Origin of the sequence: Rossellomorea aquimaris, assembly GCF_020171925.1 — a bacterium.
GTDB classification, from domain to species: Bacteria; Bacillota; Bacilli; order Bacillales; family Bacillaceae_B; genus Rossellomorea; species Rossellomorea aquimaris_F.
Genome location: NZ_JAIVAR010000002.1, coordinates 399,088 through 414,064, shown reverse-complemented (window position 1 = coordinate 414,064; position 14,977 = coordinate 399,088). Strand labels below are relative to the sequence as shown.

Sequence of the window (14,977 nt, the reverse complement as noted above, 5' to 3'; positions counted from 1 at the left end):
CCAAAGGTTACGTCTTCCTCGCCAATCACCAATTAGATCCATCACCTTTTAAAAAAACAGCCAGGCTAAAATCACCTGACTGTTCGATTGTCAACGTCTTACGCCCCGATTCCAACCGGAGAGAAGATCATATAAATGATGAGCATCGCGATCGTCGCGGCAAGTCCTACTGGATACACAAGCTTCCACGGCGTCATATCGACTTTATGTGATTCTTCCAGGACAAAATCGGTATTCCTAGGCTTGATTTTGCCGATGATCAGCATCAGTCCGGAACATAGGACGAACAGGATTCCAAGGATATGCAGGAAGTGAAGGCCTGTATCCCAGAACAGCTGCGTCACGGCGTAAATCGTGATGAAGACAAAGAGCGAAACCTTCGCCGCAATCGCCGGTACCCGCTTCGTCATGTACCCGATGATGATGATCGTAAAGATCGGTACATTATAGAATCCGTTTACAATTTGCAAGTATTGGAAGAATCCTTGCGGCGCTTTCTCGATCAGTGGCGCCAGGATCATTGCGAAAACTGCCAGTAGTGTTCCAAAATACTTCCCTGTTTTGACAAGCTGTTTATCAGATGCGCCCGGTTTCATGTAAGGCTTGTAAATATTCAAGATAAATAGCGTGACAGATGAGTTAAGTGCCGAGTTGAACGAGGACAGGATCGCCCCGAACAGTACCGCTGCAAAGAATCCGACAAGCGGCGTCGGCAGGATTTCATTCACAAGTCGAGGATACGCATCCGTCGGCTCAAGATTTTCACCGAACATGTTGAATGCGATGATCCCAGGTAAAATCAAGAAGAATGGGCCAAGCAGCTTCAATCCAGCCGCAATCAGGACACCCTTCTGTCCTTCCTTCAAGTTCTTCGCGGCAATCGCACGCTGCATGATGTGCTGCGCCGTTCCCCAGTAGAACAAGTTAACAAGGAGCATCCCCGTGAACATCGTGCTGAACGGCACCGGATCCTCCGGTTTACCAATCGCATTCAGTTTTTCTGGCGTGTTCTCCATGATGATGTCCACACCGCTGAACAGTGAACCGTTTCCAAGTACGAACAATCCGATCACCGGAATCATCAATCCTCCGATCAGAAGCCCGACCCCGTTGATCGTGTCCGACACAGCAACCGCTTTCAATCCACCGAAAATGGCATACAGTGAACCGATGATTCCGATCGTCCACACCGTGATCCAAAGAGCCGTTGTGCGGTCAACCCCAAGTACTTCCGGTACATTGAAAATCCCGCTCAGTGCAACCGCACCCGAATAAAGGATCGGCGGAAGTAAGTTAAATACATAACCGAATAAGAAAAGAATTGTGACAATTTGCTTCGTGCCAAAATCAAATCGTTCTTCAAGAAAATCAGGAATCGTCGTGATCCCGCCCTTCAAGTAACGTGGCAGAAGGTAAAACGCCACGATGACGAGCGCGATCGCCGAACCGACCTCCCAGCCCATCACCGACATATTGTCGGAATAGCCCTGTGCGTTCAGTCCGATCAACTGCTCCGTCGACAGGTTGGTCAACATCAGCGAGCCCCCGATGACCCATCCGGTCAAACTGCGCCCCGCAAGGAAATAACCATCTTGCGTATTCAAATCCTCGTCCCTCGTCTTCCAATAGGAAATAAAGGCCACGAGTAATGTAAATAATAAGAAGGAAACAACTGTAAATATCATGATGAAACTCCTCTCTCAAACTGCTATTAATGCGCTTTCATTCGTAATCTTTAAAGCTAGTATAAATGAAAGCGCTCTTATAGTAAAGTTTTTAGTAAAATATTAATTAATTTTTACTAGAAACGTTCATCTTGAATAATGAAAAAGAGGAAGCAGCGGGGCTTCCTCCTTCAAACAAAACCGTATGTATTCTAAAATGACTACCGTTCTCTTTGAATATCATAATATTTCTCCAGCACTTTACTTCTCACACGATCAATCTCTTCCCCGATTGCGCTTCCGGTCATGAATTCCTCACTGCATCCTTTTTTCACTACTTTAAATCCAGTACTTTGCAGATCCACCTCTTCATCTTCAGAGGTCTGGTATCCCCCCACTCCGTAAGCCTGAACACATTGATCACTGATCGGTGTCCTGTTTCCTTCTTCATCCACATAAAAATATTGATCCGTCACAAGTCCCGTACTCAATTCTTCCATGGAAGTGGCGAAGTACCCTTCCTCATTGATCGGATGGACACGGTAACCATCCTCGGTTTTGACCTCCGGGGCGCCTTTTACGTTGTAGAAGACATACGCTTCCCCTTCGTAGCCGGCTGGTAAGAGGTAGATATTATTAGTTTCTTCTTGCTTTGAGAAAAGGGCCATTATCCCGGCCACCAATGCTACGGAAACGATTGCGCTTGTAACTCCTCGGACAAGGGGACCCATTCTTTTTGCTTTTGCCAACAGCGAATGAACGCCTAACCAAATGATCCCCACCATAACAGTAAGAGGTACGATATAGAACGCACTCCATATTACACTCTCAAAAAATGAAAAATAATAAACATTCGCTGCCCGCTCCGGACCAGGGACATAGTCGAGGGCAGAAGCGATGACCGATAACAATAGTCCGATTAAGAAAGATCCAATGACCACTTTCGTAAACTTTTTCATAACGACTCCTTTATATCTATATTCATTAGTAGTTTAACAAAATTCGGCAAGCAGTCTAATACCTTCTTATAAAAAAATGCTGCCTATCTAAATGGCAGCAGTCTGGAATCCGTATTTTTTACCAAGCATCATAATGCAGTTTGTTGTTCTCAATCCATAGTTTCGAACTCGCTTCGCCGCCATCACCTGTTTCTACCGGTTCACCGGTATTAATTACGTTTGAGACTAGCTCGGAAGCTTCTTCCCTATTGACCCCGGTATAATGAACATACAAATCAATGAACAGTTCTTTATTCTTCACGCTTGCTGAAAACCCGTAGTTCAAGAAGGCGAGTGGCTTTCTGCCTTCTGCAAAAATGACGGATACATCAGAACTTGGTACGTAGTAATACCGCCCACCATGCTTTCTCGCAATCTCATCGATTTCCTCGTAGCGTTCCCCATAAGGCTTTCGGCTGAAGGTCGTTTGAAAACCGTCGGATGAGGTTTCCACAAACTGCATCGGGAAGGCTTCTTCCTCGGCTTCCCGAACTTTTTGCTCTTCAGCCTTCTTCCGTTCGGCCGCTAGACGCTTTTCCTCTTCACCCTTCTTTTCCTCTAGAGCAAGTTTATTCTTTTCATATTCCCTTGATGCGAGCTGGATGTCTTCCTGTAGCTTTTTGTTTCCATTACTGTATGGTAACTGTTTGACGGTTGCGGATAACTCTGAAGCTTTTTCGTTAAATTCGTCTTGAGGTACAGACAATTTTTCAGCAAGTGTCTTCAGTTCAGTAACTTGATTGAAAGCTTCTCGATAAAGCGCCAAGTTCTTTTTAACTATTTCAACTTGAGGTTGATAGCGATCACTGAAAAAGTCTTTGATGAATAAATGTTCCGAGCTACTTACCTGTTTTGTGAAATCAGATAGTTCCTCTTCTAACGCAACAAGTTGATTAGAAACCACTGGAGCAAGAGGGTCCCTCTCCACTTTTTCAGTAAGATCATTTATTTGACTCTGAAGGCGATTGGCGGCGGGAACGAGTCGATTGTATTCTTCAATACCGCCGATTTTGGCGTTCAGCTCTTGTTGGAGGGGGCTTTGACTACCTCCGCTTAATTCAAGCTGACTCACCTCGGCTGAATTCATTGACAACTGTGCCGATTCCAGATCTCCATCGTTTATAGTCGCTAGCATCCCATCAACTTTGGCATTTTCCATAAGTGATTGCATGTTGCCGTAGACAGACGCTACTTCAGCTTCAGCATCCGCCATGATTTGTTCCGCTTTTCCCTTCTCTATATGAGAGAGGCTGTAAATCGTCACCCCAGAAATAAGCATCAACCCCGCAAGACCTACTACCACTTTCAAAAGTTTCCCTTCATGAAATGCTTTTTTTAACATGCAGTACCCCCGCTTTTGTTCTTTTTATCTATTAGACGGTTCCCGAGCTAAAATGATTTCACTTTTTTCCAATTTTATTTAATTCGTTAACTGTTTAAAAAAATTAGCAACCTTGACAATCCCGACCAATATACTATAATTAATTCATTAAATTCCGATTATTTTAATATGATTTATAAGAAAAGGTGATTATTTGTTCATTGAAATTGAACACCTTAACAAACAATATAATGACAAGAACGGCGCACCCGTTGATGTGTTGAAGGACATCAACCTTGAGATCGATAAGGGCGAATTCGTCTCGATCCTTGGTCCGTCCGGGTGCGGGAAATCGACCCTGCTTTCGATTGTGGCCGGGCTCACGAAAGCGACGGATGGCATCATCACGGTCGGTGGAAATCCGATCAAGAAGCCCGGAAAAGATCGCGGCATGGTGTTCCAGCAGGCGGCCCTTTTCCCATGGCTGAACGTGCGTGATAATGTAACGTTTCCATTAAAGAAGGAAATGTCGAAGGCGGAAGCGAGAAAGCAGGCGGCAAAGTATTTGCAGATGGTCCAGCTCGGAAACTATCAAGACCACTATCCGCACGAGCTTTCAGGCGGGATGCAGCAGCGTGTCGCGATTGCTCGCGCACTGGCGATGGATCCGGAAGTGCTTCTGATGGATGAACCGTTCGGCGCACTCGACGAACAGACGCGATCAAGGCTCCACGGACAGCTCGAAACGATCTGGATGGAAACGAAGAAGACCGTGCTGTTCGTCACCCACAGCATCTCGGAATCCATCAAACTATCAGACCGGATCATCGTTATGGGTACGCGCCCAGGGACGATCCTCGCTGATATCAAAGTGGAGATCCCTCGACCACGTGAAGCTCATAAGGATGAAATGATCAAGATCGAGGAGCACATCATGAGCTATTTGAAGAAGGAAATCGACAAAGTGATAAGCGAGGAATTGAACCATGAACACAGCTCTTAAACGAATCATCTTCTTTGGACTCGTCATCGCCTTCTGGGAAGCGGGCTCCCGCTTCGGACTGTGGACAGAGGTTGTGCTCCCCTCTCCTACTTCCGTTTTCGACTCGCTTGTAACAGGCGTTTCAGACCGGACCCTCATCATCGATTTGATCGCCAGCTTCAAGCGGCTGCTCGTCGGGTTAGGCATTGCGTTGCTGATCGGAACTGGAATCGGCGTGCTGTTGGCTAAATCAAAAACAGCCGACGAAACGCTAGGATCCGTATTGTTGGCTCTTCAAAGCGTTCCGAGCATCGTCTGGCTGCCACTCGCAATCATGTGGTTCGGGTTGAATGAGAAGTCCGTCATCTTCGTCGTCATTCTGGGTGGAACGTTCGTGATGGCGTTGAACATCCGGATGGGGATTAAAAATGTGTCGCCGCTCTATTTAAAAGCGGCACAAACGATGGGATCACGTGGATTGGATCTTTTTATAAGGGTCATCTTCCCTGCTTCAATTCCTTATGTGGTGACTGGTTCACGCCTCGCGTGGGCATTCGCCTGGCGAGCGTTGATGGCCGGTGAGCTGTTGAGCACCGGACCGGGACTTGGCTATACGCTGCGGTACGCATCGGACTTTGGTGATATGAGTCTGGTTATTGCCGTTATGATCATCATCGGAGTTGTCGGCGCGATTGTCGATCAGCTGATATTCCAGCGTGTGGAGAAGTCGGTTATGAAGCGTTGGGGGTTGGAGTCTTAAGGTAGTGGAACGCCGCTGTGGCTTTGTCTCATTGTCGTCGTTGGAACACAAGATTTTGTGTTTTTGATAATAAAATCTCGTTTTTGATAATAAATCATTGGTTTTGGATAATATATTTCGTTTTTTGATAATAAGGTGGCTGTTTTTGATAATAAACCACCCCTACCACACTAATAAGCTAGTAAAAACTGGCGTAAAGTCAGCCATTCACCTATAAAAAACCATTAGGAGGCTACAAAATGAAAAAATTCTTTCTTTTTACTGCGATTTTCTTCCTGTTTGCGGGTATTTTAGCCGGTTGCGGAACATCCGACAAAACGTCCGGATCCTCTTCAGACAAAGAAAAGATCATCATCGGCTACTTCCCGAACATCAACCACGTCCCAGCGATGGTGGCAAAGGATAAAGGCTACTATGAAGAACAGCTCGGAGATGGCACGAAGATTGAATACAAAACGTTCCCGGACGGATCATCTTTCATGACCGCCCTGAAAACAGGCGAAATTGACGCTGGCCTTGTAGGACCTGGTCCTGCCATGAACAACTACATGACCGGTGCAGATGTGAAGATCATCGCTGGTGGATCCACCGGCGGTACGGTTGTACTGGCAAGTGAGCAAAGCGGCGTGACTTCCGTTGATGATTTTGCAGGCAAGTCATTCATCACACCAGCGGTCGGCTGCACGCATGACGTCCAAGTCGAGACATTCCTTCAAGAGCACGGCATCGAATCATCACGTATCGGAGGAACGATGAAGCACGTAACCGGTAACCCTGCTCAATACGCAGGCATGCTGAAATCAGGTAAAGTGGACATCGCCGTCGCTCCTGAACCATGGGCTGCGGTCATCCAGCAAGAAACGGGCGCGAAGGTCATCATCGATCATGACGAAATCGCATTCGGTAAGACACTTCCAGCATCCGTCCTTGTTGCTTCTGGAAAATCAGTGAAAGAGAACCCTGAGCGTATCCAAAGCATCGTGGACGCTCACAAACAAGCAACGGAATTCATCGCCGAAAACCCTGAAGAAGCAAAAGAAATCACCATCAAGGACATCAAAGAAGTAACAAAACAGGAACTAAGCAAAGAAGTCGTCGACCAAGCATGGGAGCGCATCGGATTCACGTATAAAGTAGACTCAGAAGCGGTTCAGGCGTTCGCCAACTCATCCTACGAACTTAAATTCCTAAAAGAAAAACCAGAATTCACAGACCTGATCGACAAACAATTCATCGACTGATTTTGAAGGTACGTCCCTCATCGCTTTAATGTGGTGAAGGGGCGGTCTTTTTTTGTAGGAGGGAGAGGTTATGATGAAGAGGGTTTGGTTATCGCTTTTTACAGTTTTGATGTTGGCGGTGGTTCTGGCAGGATGCGGGAAGGGCGATGTAGAAGCGACGTTTCCGATGAGGGTAGAGGTCGGGGAGCTTGAAGCCGTGGATCAGGACGGTAGCAAGGTACGATTATCAGAACTTAATAAGGACAAAATCGTCATCGCGGATTTCATTTTTACCAGCTGCGATACGGTGTGCCTGCCGATGACGGCGAATATGAAGAAGCTTCAGGATAAAATCAAGGAAGCCGGTCTTCAAGAGGATGTTCAGCTCGTATCGATTTCAATCGACCCGGAAATCGACACGCCCGAGACATTGAACGAGTATAGCCAACGGCACGGCGCAGACGATAACAACTGGACCTTCCTCACCGGCTACACACGGGACGAAATCGAGTCCTTTGCAAATGTCTCGTTTAAAACGCCGGCTGCAAAGGTGGAAGGCTCGAATCAGTTTATCCATGCAACCTCCTTTTTCCTCGTTAGTGAATCTGGGACGCTACTAAATAAGTATGAAGGAGTGTCGGGTCCTCCTTATGAGGAGATCATCAAGGATATCCAAAAGCTGAAATAGCAACGAAAGCCAGATTCCCTCCGCACTTGTCTGCGGAAGGAACCTGGCTTTTTATTTATTCTCCAGCCATGTGTAAAAACCGGCATCCTGTAACATCCGGTCTGCCCTGTTACGAGTGGTGCGAAATGAAACCTGAAGTCCTTCGTGTTTTAACACATGTACCAAATCAAGTAGTCCATACATCCCAAAGCGGTTGATGTACTCCAACCCTCTGATATCGAAGGATATGATTTCTGACTTTCTCACTTCTTCCCTGTAGGAAAGCAGGAACTCATCTAACTGCTCAATGGTGGAAGAATCGAGCTGTCCTGTCAGGGTTACGTTCATCGAGAATGAATCGACCCGGGTGTCTATTCGTAAACTTCTATTATAAAAACGGCTGTTACCCATATTGACGAAAGGATCTCTCCTGAAAGAAGGATGATAGAAGAAACACATCGTTTGTTTGGTTGAAAGATTCATAGGTAGCACCTCAATCTTTTGAGTTAGTGAGTAGTGAGTTCACATAGTATTTTTTACCCATACCCTCTCACACTTAAACATTCATTTGAAAATTTTTATGGTCTTAATAAGATTGATCTTTCCCGAGAATGACATCCACAACGGGATGCTTAACAATGCTCCCAGAATCGATACACTAAAGAATTTCCCTGCCTCTCTTTCATCCATTCCAATCATGCCACACTTCGCTAATACAACACAGTTTGACCATAGAAAAAAGAACAGGCTCTAGTCCCTGTTCTTTTTAACCTATCCCCTAATTGTACTCATACTTTACATCCGTTTCCATTTCACCCCAGATGCTCTTTTGCCCACATGTATGATTGAACGTGTCTTCATCTAAGAATTCGATGTTCCCTACCCCTGTACTTTTTGGATCAAGTTCGACCCTTCCGCTTTTATCGGTCCCTTTCATATAAATCTTTCCATCTATATCAGCTGTTGGGTACCCTTTCAAATTTCCACCAATACACATCTTGGAGTTGTTGCTGACATCTAACTTATTACCATTCCCCTTACCATCGATGGTCAGATTGCCTCCTACAAAAAGAATTGAATGATTTAAAAGGGTAAGCTGCTTCTCAACAGTCATATCGAGTTGAACATAAATATCCGATTCTGAGGCATCTAGATGCCCTTGGAAGTCAGCCTTTCCCTTCACTTCTATGTAGACTTTTTTTGCATTTTGCATATTTTTCTTTACGGTAAAATCTTTTTCGACGTGAATCTTGGAATAGTCAAAGTTATTGGCACTGCTTAGTGTTAAATCATTCTTCGCATAGAGTAAATCTTTATCTATCTTGCCATTATTCCCTGGATATGAGGAATTTTTGTCCAGGACAACCTTATCACACTGTACTTTCTTGTCTCCCGGGTCAATACAAGCTTGATCTATATCCGGCGGAAGCTTGATAAAATCAAATACTGGCTCTCCTTCTTCACTAAATCCGTCTTCTGCGTCAACAGGTATGGTCATGGACACATGTAAGTTCGTCATTTCACCCTCTTGCTCTCCCGTACTTGCAAATCCAATAATAAGCTTGCCTTCTTCCCTATTGAAAGCAAAATCTTGTATGGTGAATGTTGAAAGACCCTTATCGTCAATGCTCATGTAGTAAGGATTCACATCCCCCCCGCACGTTAAAGTACCCAATTGCTTCTTCATTTCACATTCCAATTCTTCAATAATTTCCATATTGTCGGAGGCTAAATCAGGATCAGAAGCAATCTTCTCTTCAATCGGTCCCTTACTCTTTTCATAAGCATCCTTAACGATCAACTTATATTGGGTTACCCCCATCTCCGCCAAAGCGGCCGACTGATAGTTCTCCTCCACTACTTCATTTTGCTTTGTGCTGCTATATGACCTTCCCATGAGATAGAGGGCCATGACCATGAACACAACAAGGATCATGAGAGTCAAAACCAGGGCATATCCCTTATTATTCAGTTTAGGAGTCAACTTAATCCCTCTCTCTCAGCCTGTAAAGCGTGGTATGTAATTCAAATTTATTATCCGGCTTCCTACTATCATAAACTGATAGATTTAAATCGAACTCCTCTGTTGCTGGAGTCACCTTATTACGTTCATTTGAAGAAATACATAGATTTCCGTTTGAAAATAAGGTGTTCTGCGGTGTCTTGTCTCCTGTTATAGGAGTATGGGTTACCTTGACTTCACACCGGTCGCTTACGACTTTGTACGTTTCCGAAGTCTGATGAATCCTGGTCATCTTCATGGCAATGATATTCGCTTCTTGCTGTAACGAGATGTCACTTTCTGCTTTTTTAGAATAAAAAAGCCCTTGAAAGAATACGTTCCACGTGACCAGACCTATAATCGTGAGAATTGATAAGGCCGCAAGCATTTCCACTAATGTTACTCCTTTTTCATTCCTCAAGGCTGCTCCCCCTCCAGTGAAACATATCCGAACGTCTCACTTACAAGTCTCCCTTTCTTATCCTTCAATTCGACCTGGATCAAGTAAGTCTTTCCTGCATCATTATCTAATGTAGGACTTTTATTTATTTTTATTAGTTTGTCGACAGAAGCTTCTTCAATAGTAAAAAGATAGTAGTCTTTACCATCTGACTCTGCTGATTGGTATCCATCCGGAGGCGAGCCCGTCCCGCTACTTAAAACAAATGACTTTACATCCTCACGATTGGACCACTCAACCAATACACCTTTAGCCGTATTCATCCCTTTTAATTTCATCGCATTCTGCTGGTTCATCATCCCGATCTGAGGAAACAAGTTAAAGATGGACACGAGAATGATCGACAAGATCGTAACAGCCGCCAATATTTCAACTAACGTAACTCCCTTTTCATTCCGAACCATCCGAATTCTCCTCACAGGTATTTTCTACTACTATTATATCATTCTAAAAAAAGGAATACGGATAATTACTCGGACTCATTTTTATAATTTTACATTTCCTCAATGTTTTTCCTGATAATTTTTAACTTTTCAACCGTACTGCTTTTTCATTTCTTTGATAAAATAGGGTAATGAATTGGAACAGACTATGGATAAGGAGGGGTATGGAATGAAAGTCACTGTGATTGGAGCTGGGTACGTTGGTTTGGTGACAGGTGCATCACTCTCTGAAATTTCCCACGATGTAACGGTCCTGGACATTGATGAGGAACGGGTCAACCTGTTGAAATCCGGCCGGTCCCCTTTGTATGAGAATGGCCTGGATGAACTCATTCAAAAGCAGCTGGAGAAAGGCACGATTTCGTTCACCACCCTTTACAGGGATGCCATCCCACAAGCCGAAGTCATTATTCTTGCAGTCGGGACACCATCGAACGATGATGGCACCTGCAATCTTTCCGCAGTCGAAGCGGCCGCCAACGCCATCGGTTCTCATCTGACCCTCAATGACACCATCATCGTGACGAAAAGCACCGTTCCTGTTGGTACGAATCAAAAAATTAAAGAATGGATCATGGACTCCCTCACAACGCCTGTTCATTTTTCCGTTGCTTCCATCCCGGAATTCTTACGGGAAGGCTCGGCTCTACAAGATACGTTCCAAGGCGACCGCATCGTCATCGGAACAGAATCTGAAGGGACCGCTTCTAAACTCGAAGAAATGGTCAAACCCTTTCAACTCCCTACTCTGCATACCTCGATTGAAAGTGCAGAAATGATTAAATATGCGTCCAATGCCTTTCTTGCGACGAAGATTAGTTTCATCAATGAAATTGCCAGCCTTTGTGAAAAAACCGGGGGCAATATTGAAGATGTCGCAAGGGGAATGGGAATGGACCATCGGATCGGGCCTCATTTCCTGCAAGCCGGTATCGGGTATGGAGGTTCCTGTTTTCCTAAAGACACGAAAGCGCTCGTGCAGCTTGCCGGAAATGTGGAACACTCTTTTGACTTGCTGGAATCCGTGATCCACGTGAATGCAGGACAGAGGGTGAAGCTTGTTCAAAAGGCTAAGGAACATTTCACATCACTAAAAGGAAAAAAAGCTGGCATCCTTGGTCTCTCTTTCAAGCCTGGAACTGATGATATTCGTGAAGCAGCTTCAATTGAAATCATCAATGAATTGGTTGCAAGCGGAGTGGACGTGACCGTCTATGATCCCGTGGCTATGCAAAAATCAGAACGAATCCTAGGTGAATTGGTTTCCTATGGCTCACATGTTTTTGATGCGATTGAAGATCAAGATATGCTTTTCATCGTGACAGAGTGGGAGGAATTCAAGCTGCTACGCTTGAAAACAATCGGAAAACTGATGAAGCATCCGGTTGTATTTGATGGAAGGAATTGTTTCAGCTTGGATGAAGCAAGGGAAGCAGAAGTAGAGTATCATTCAATCGGCAGACCATCCGTCAGTAATCTTCTACCAAAAAAAATCTGAACCTATAAATCGGTTCAGATTTTTTCTTTTACAAAAGTAACTTCAGACCACAATGGCAGCCCAATCGTAAATGAAGTCTCGTCTTCAGTCGACCGGCACATAATTTCCCCACCGTGCTTTTCAATCAACTTTTTGCAAATGAATAAGCCGATTCCGGTTCCGAGCTCCTTCGTTGTATAGAAAGGTTCAAAGATGGCATTGATTGTCCCCTCTTCGATCTGAGGGCCATTATTTATGATGGAGAGGTGCAGCATTCCCTCTTTAACCGTGGAATGAATCTTTAGCTCACGCTCTCCCGGCACTTGCTGAAGGGCGTCAATCGAATTCATGACCAAATTTAGGAATACCTGCCTCAGTTCATCCTTGTTACCCGAAACGTTCAAGTCTCTGTCGATATCAACCTTAACCGTCACATCCCCATCCAAGAGACTCGGATACAGGAACTCCACCAAATCATCAAACATATCTGCAAGGTTGATCGTCTCCCTCTTGCTCTCGATGATTTCCTTCCTCGACACATGAAGGAATTGTGAAATCCGATAATTCAATTGATCCAGTTCATGCTGCATAATATCGAGGTAAGGTAGGTCCGGATGGTCATGCTGGAGTAATTTCGTGAAGCCGATAATGGACGTCAACGGGTTCCTGAACTCATGGACAAAGCTCGAGCTCATCTGTCCCAAGATTGTCAATCGTTCCTTGTGGGTTTGATCGATATACAGTTCTTTTTCCTGAAGTTGCTTGTCCCGGATATCCGTGTATTGTTTGACGGCCAGATAAGAAAAGCGGTCAAATAATGAGTTGATTTCCTCCAGGTAACGCTGTAACGCATCCCACTCAATCCCAGAACGACTCACCCACTTGATGATTTCACTCTTCCCGACATTCACGTTATAGACAAACTCACTGATATTCACATTCGCTTCCACACGCTCTTGAGCCGTTTTATACGCAAGCATCCTGATTTCCTCTTCACTCAACGGGTTCCGGATCGCACGCTTCACCAACTCATACATCCGGAGTCCATTCCTCAGGACTTCTGTTTTATATAAATCTTCTTCTGAGATGACGATCTTATCTCTCCAATTATGTAAAAACTCGGTTGAATGCTCTTCTAAAAAATCTATGAGCCTATCAGAAGTACTAGTCATATACCGGCATTCCCTTCGCACCCTTATTTTCAACATTCTCTCTTTCCTATTATCATAACAGAAAAGCGTGTTAGCAGAGAGAATTATTCAAAATTTCAATTATTGTTGAAGGTACGTCCCTCGCTACTTTAACGTGATGAAGGAAGAAACTCATAAAAAAGAAGCCTTTTCTTGAAAGTCTTCTTCTCTCAGACTATTAAAGTTGATAGTGAGATGACTGTGGAGATTGGGACGGCATGAGACTTGAATAGATGGACGGTTCGGTTTCTCTACGCTTTTCTCCGATATTGGAGTCTTCATGTACGGAGACAAAGTAATTTAACGTGGCGAATGCCCTTTCCAACTGCGTTCTCAAAACCCTTACAGAACAGGATACCTCAAGCATGGAGCCGTTTTTAAAGTGAACATATGTTTTTCCATTTGAGTGGGAGAAATTCTCGATGTGGGTACAAAATAGCCAGGTGCATTCATAGTTGCGAGGAGACACGGTTGGAAATGCCAGGATGTACGGTTCTTTACTGATCATAACGGGTGTTTTCCTGAAATACGGCAGTACGTGTTTTACGGCTTTTACCCTGCCGTCATAAGAAGCACCGTTTCTCATACATGCTTCGTTCATGAGCTCCATGATCGACCTTTCACTGAAAACATGTTTACCTGTCTGATTCAAAATGACGGATTGATACCTTTCATGATAAGCAGGGTATACCGCCATCGTTCTCCACGTAATCAAATTTTCTCTTTGGTTCATCAATACACCATCCTTTTAAAGATTTTTAGAATCTTAATTTAATCTGAAAAATAAGAAACTTCCTTTCCATTATAACTTACTATACAGTAATTTCCAGTTATTTCTGTAAAAATTTACATTTTTTAGTAATCAACAACCTTAATTCCACCAAAATCACCCTTTTACTATAGTAAACTTTGTATTTCTCTTACCAAAAACGACATATTTATAAGTAAACAGACAATTTATCCTTTTGTTGAATACCCCACCTCCCCTGTATGGTTAAGTTACCCGGGAATAACCGAAAGGCGCGCCATTCAGAAGGAATATAGCTTTGAAGTCTTTCCATGACATTCAAAAACAATTCGACCCGATGATCCATAAAATCATCCACTCTCTTCACATTTACAATGAACAAGAGGAGTTTTACCAAACCGGACTGATCGCCCTTTGGGAAGCGTCGCAGAAATTTGATGCCAGGAAAGGGGAGTTTGCTCCATTTGCATACTCGTATATCAAGGGCAGGATCCTGACTGAATTGAGTGGCAAGGCGATGCATCTATCCCGTCAAACCTATCCAAAAGAAGAATTCTGGGAACTGGTGGAAGATGAATGTTCAGATGTACCATTAGCAAAAGAGACATTGCTTGCTTATTGTGAGCACTTGACGGAGGGACAAATAAAATGGGTGATGTATACGTTTATGAATATGTTCACTATAAAGGAGATTGCAGCAAAGGAGGGCGTTTCTCCAGGGGCTGTTAAGAAGTGGCGGCAGGGAGCCAGAGAGCGGTTGAGGGGGAATATAAAATATTAAAATGAAGCAAAAATAAAAAAACCTTTAAGGTTTTGAGATGTTGTATTGCTATTAAAAAAGATTCGGCAGCTGGCTGGCATTGTCATTAGAACAGAAGCCCCTATAGCTTTGCGTCACCATCTTTCAATGGCTTTGCCCTTTTCAATCTGAGTCTGAGTTAGACTTAACCTAAAATACGCTTACGATGAAATTGAAGAACCTTTATGTATATTCGATTCTCCTCACACCTGAAGAACTTGACCCCCACCATCTTTAAGGGAGTCC

General features: G+C 44.2%; 15 protein-coding genes and 1 riboswitch. Of the genes, 6 read left to right on the top strand and 9 right to left on the bottom strand.

All coding sequences use genetic code 11. The features are described from left to right. Window positions 1–98: 98 nt before the first annotated feature. The 3 genes from LCM10_RS09675 to LCM10_RS09665 form a co-directional block, all read right to left on the bottom strand. Window positions 99–1,685 (bottom strand): solute:sodium symporter family transporter, encoded by a 1,587-nt coding sequence (locus tag LCM10_RS09675; RefSeq protein ID WP_224876026.1) that lies wholly within the window; start codon window positions 1,683–1,685, stop codon window positions 99–101. A 200-nt stretch (window positions 1,686–1,885) separates the two neighbouring features. Next, window positions 1,886–2,623 carry a DUF6843 domain-containing protein gene (locus LCM10_RS09670; RefSeq protein ID WP_224876025.1) on the bottom strand — a complete coding sequence of 246 codons (738 nt, stop codon included), beginning with the start codon at window positions 2,621–2,623 and terminating at the stop codon, window positions 1,886–1,888. A 118-nt stretch (window positions 2,624–2,741) separates the two neighbouring features. Then, window positions 2,742–4,004, bottom strand: a complete 1,263-nt coding sequence (locus tag LCM10_RS09665; RefSeq protein WP_224876024.1) for a hypothetical protein — start codon at window positions 4,002–4,004, stop codon at window positions 2,742–2,744. A 193-nt stretch (window positions 4,005–4,197) separates the two neighbouring features. Here LCM10_RS09665 and LCM10_RS09660 point away from each other — a divergent pair, with 193 nt between their 5' ends. From LCM10_RS09660 to LCM10_RS09645, 4 genes are all read left to right on the top strand, one after another. Further along, entirely contained in the window at window positions 4,198–4,986 is a 789-nt protein-coding gene (locus LCM10_RS09660) for an ABC transporter ATP-binding protein (RefSeq protein ID WP_224876023.1), read from the top strand. Continuing rightward, complete coding sequence (locus LCM10_RS09655; RefSeq protein ID WP_224876022.1) at window positions 4,970–5,725, top strand: ABC transporter permease; 756 nt, start codon at window positions 4,970–4,972, stop codon at window positions 5,723–5,725. Before LCM10_RS09660 ends, LCM10_RS09655 begins: the two co-directional genes overlap by 17 nt. A gap of 239 nt (window positions 5,726–5,964) precedes the next feature. Continuing rightward, window positions 5,965–6,966, top strand: a complete 1,002-nt coding sequence (locus LCM10_RS09650; RefSeq protein WP_224876021.1) for an ABC transporter substrate-binding protein — start codon at window positions 5,965–5,967, stop codon at window positions 6,964–6,966. Between the two features lie 70 nt (window positions 6,967–7,036). Next, window positions 7,037–7,633, top strand: a complete 597-nt coding sequence (locus LCM10_RS09645) for an SCO family protein (RefSeq protein ID WP_224876020.1) — start codon at window positions 7,037–7,039, stop codon at window positions 7,631–7,633. A gap of 51 nt (window positions 7,634–7,684) precedes the next feature. On the opposite strand, the gene LCM10_RS09640 is transcribed toward LCM10_RS09645, so the two are convergent. The 4 genes from LCM10_RS09640 to LCM10_RS09625 all read right to left on the bottom strand — a co-directional run bounded on the left by LCM10_RS09640 (window position 7,685) and on the right by LCM10_RS09625 (window position 10,478). Continuing rightward, on the bottom strand, window positions 7,685–8,095 hold the full coding sequence (locus tag LCM10_RS09640) for an STAS domain-containing protein (RefSeq protein WP_224876019.1): 411 nt from the start codon (window positions 8,093–8,095) through the stop codon (window positions 7,685–7,687). A gap of 295 nt (window positions 8,096–8,390) precedes the next feature. Then, on the bottom strand, window positions 8,391–9,596 hold the full coding sequence (locus tag LCM10_RS09635; RefSeq protein ID WP_224876018.1) for a hypothetical protein: 1,206 nt from the start codon (window positions 9,594–9,596) through the stop codon (window positions 8,391–8,393). Window position 9,597: 1 nt separating this feature from the next. Then, window positions 9,598–10,035 (bottom strand): type II secretion system protein, encoded by a 438-nt coding sequence (locus LCM10_RS09630; RefSeq protein WP_224876017.1) that lies wholly within the window; start codon window positions 10,033–10,035, stop codon window positions 9,598–9,600. Continuing rightward, window positions 10,032–10,478, bottom strand: coding sequence for a prepilin-type N-terminal cleavage/methylation domain-containing protein (locus LCM10_RS09625; RefSeq protein WP_224876016.1), 447 nt, complete (start codon window positions 10,476–10,478; stop codon window positions 10,032–10,034). The genes LCM10_RS09630 and LCM10_RS09625 overlap by 4 nt, the downstream gene beginning before the upstream one ends. 208 nt (window positions 10,479–10,686) lie before the next feature. On the opposite strand from LCM10_RS09625, the gene LCM10_RS09620 reads away from it, so the two are divergent. After that, window positions 10,687–12,015, top strand: a complete 1,329-nt coding sequence (locus tag LCM10_RS09620) for a UDP-glucose dehydrogenase family protein (protein WP_224876015.1) — start codon at window positions 10,687–10,689, stop codon at window positions 12,013–12,015. 14 nt (window positions 12,016–12,029) lie between these two features. Here the strand turns inward: LCM10_RS09620 and LCM10_RS09615 are convergent, their stop codons facing one another. Together LCM10_RS09615 and LCM10_RS09610 are read right to left on the bottom strand one after the other, a co-directional pair. After that, window positions 12,030–13,166: a sensor histidine kinase gene (locus LCM10_RS09615; protein WP_224876014.1), complete on the bottom strand. Its 1,137-nt coding sequence runs from the start codon at window positions 13,164–13,166 to the stop codon at window positions 12,030–12,032. 196 nt (window positions 13,167–13,362) lie between these two features. Beyond that, the gene (locus tag LCM10_RS09610; RefSeq protein WP_224876013.1) at window positions 13,363–13,917 is read right to left on the bottom strand and encodes a competence protein ComK; all 555 of its coding nucleotides are present in this window, start codon (window positions 13,915–13,917) and stop codon (window positions 13,363–13,365) included. A 313-nt stretch (window positions 13,918–14,230) separates the two neighbouring features. Here LCM10_RS09610 and LCM10_RS09605 point away from each other — a divergent pair, with 313 nt between their 5' ends. Further along, window positions 14,231–14,713 (top strand): sigma-70 family RNA polymerase sigma factor, encoded by a 483-nt coding sequence (locus tag LCM10_RS09605; RefSeq protein ID WP_224876012.1) that lies wholly within the window; start codon window positions 14,231–14,233, stop codon window positions 14,711–14,713. 61 nt (window positions 14,714–14,774) lie between these two features. Continuing rightward, window positions 14,775–14,860: riboswitch (cyclic di-GMP riboswitch) on the bottom strand. Between the last annotated feature and the right edge of the window lie 117 nt (window positions 14,861–14,977).

What these genes read in the sequence shown, in the direction of transcription:
- LCM10_RS09675 (WP_224876026.1), bottom strand. Translation starts at nt 1,685, where the DNA reads ATGATATTTACAGTTGTTTCCTTCTTATTATTTACATTACTCGTGGCC.
- LCM10_RS09670 (WP_224876025.1), bottom strand. Translation starts at nt 2,623, where the DNA reads ATGAAAAAGTTTACGAAAGTGGTCATTGGATCTTTCTTAATCGGACTA.
- LCM10_RS09665 (WP_224876024.1), bottom strand. Translation starts at nt 4,004, where the DNA reads ATGTTAAAAAAAGCATTTCATGAAGGGAAACTTTTGAAAGTGGTAGTA.
- LCM10_RS09655 (WP_224876022.1), top strand. Translation starts at nt 4,970, where the DNA reads ATGAACACAGCTCTTAAACGAATCATCTTCTTTGGACTCGTCATCGCC.
- LCM10_RS09650 (WP_224876021.1), top strand. Translation starts at nt 5,965, where the DNA reads ATGAAAAAATTCTTTCTTTTTACTGCGATTTTCTTCCTGTTTGCGGGT.
- LCM10_RS09645 (WP_224876020.1), top strand. Translation starts at nt 7,037, where the DNA reads ATGATGAAGAGGGTTTGGTTATCGCTTTTTACAGTTTTGATGTTGGCG.
- LCM10_RS09640 (WP_224876019.1), bottom strand. Translation starts at nt 8,095, where the DNA reads ATGAATCTTTCAACCAAACAAACGATGTGTTTCTTCTATCATCCTTCT.
- LCM10_RS09625 (WP_224876016.1), bottom strand. Translation starts at nt 10,478, where the DNA reads ATGGTTCGGAATGAAAAGGGAGTTACGTTAGTTGAAATATTGGCGGCT.
- LCM10_RS09620 (WP_224876015.1), top strand. Translation starts at nt 10,687, where the DNA reads ATGAAAGTCACTGTGATTGGAGCTGGGTACGTTGGTTTGGTGACAGGT.
- LCM10_RS09615 (WP_224876014.1), bottom strand. Translation starts at nt 13,166, where the DNA reads ATGACTAGTACTTCTGATAGGCTCATAGATTTTTTAGAAGAGCATTCA.
- LCM10_RS09610 (WP_224876013.1), bottom strand. Translation starts at nt 13,917, where the DNA reads ATGAACCAAAGAGAAAATTTGATTACGTGGAGAACGATGGCGGTATAC.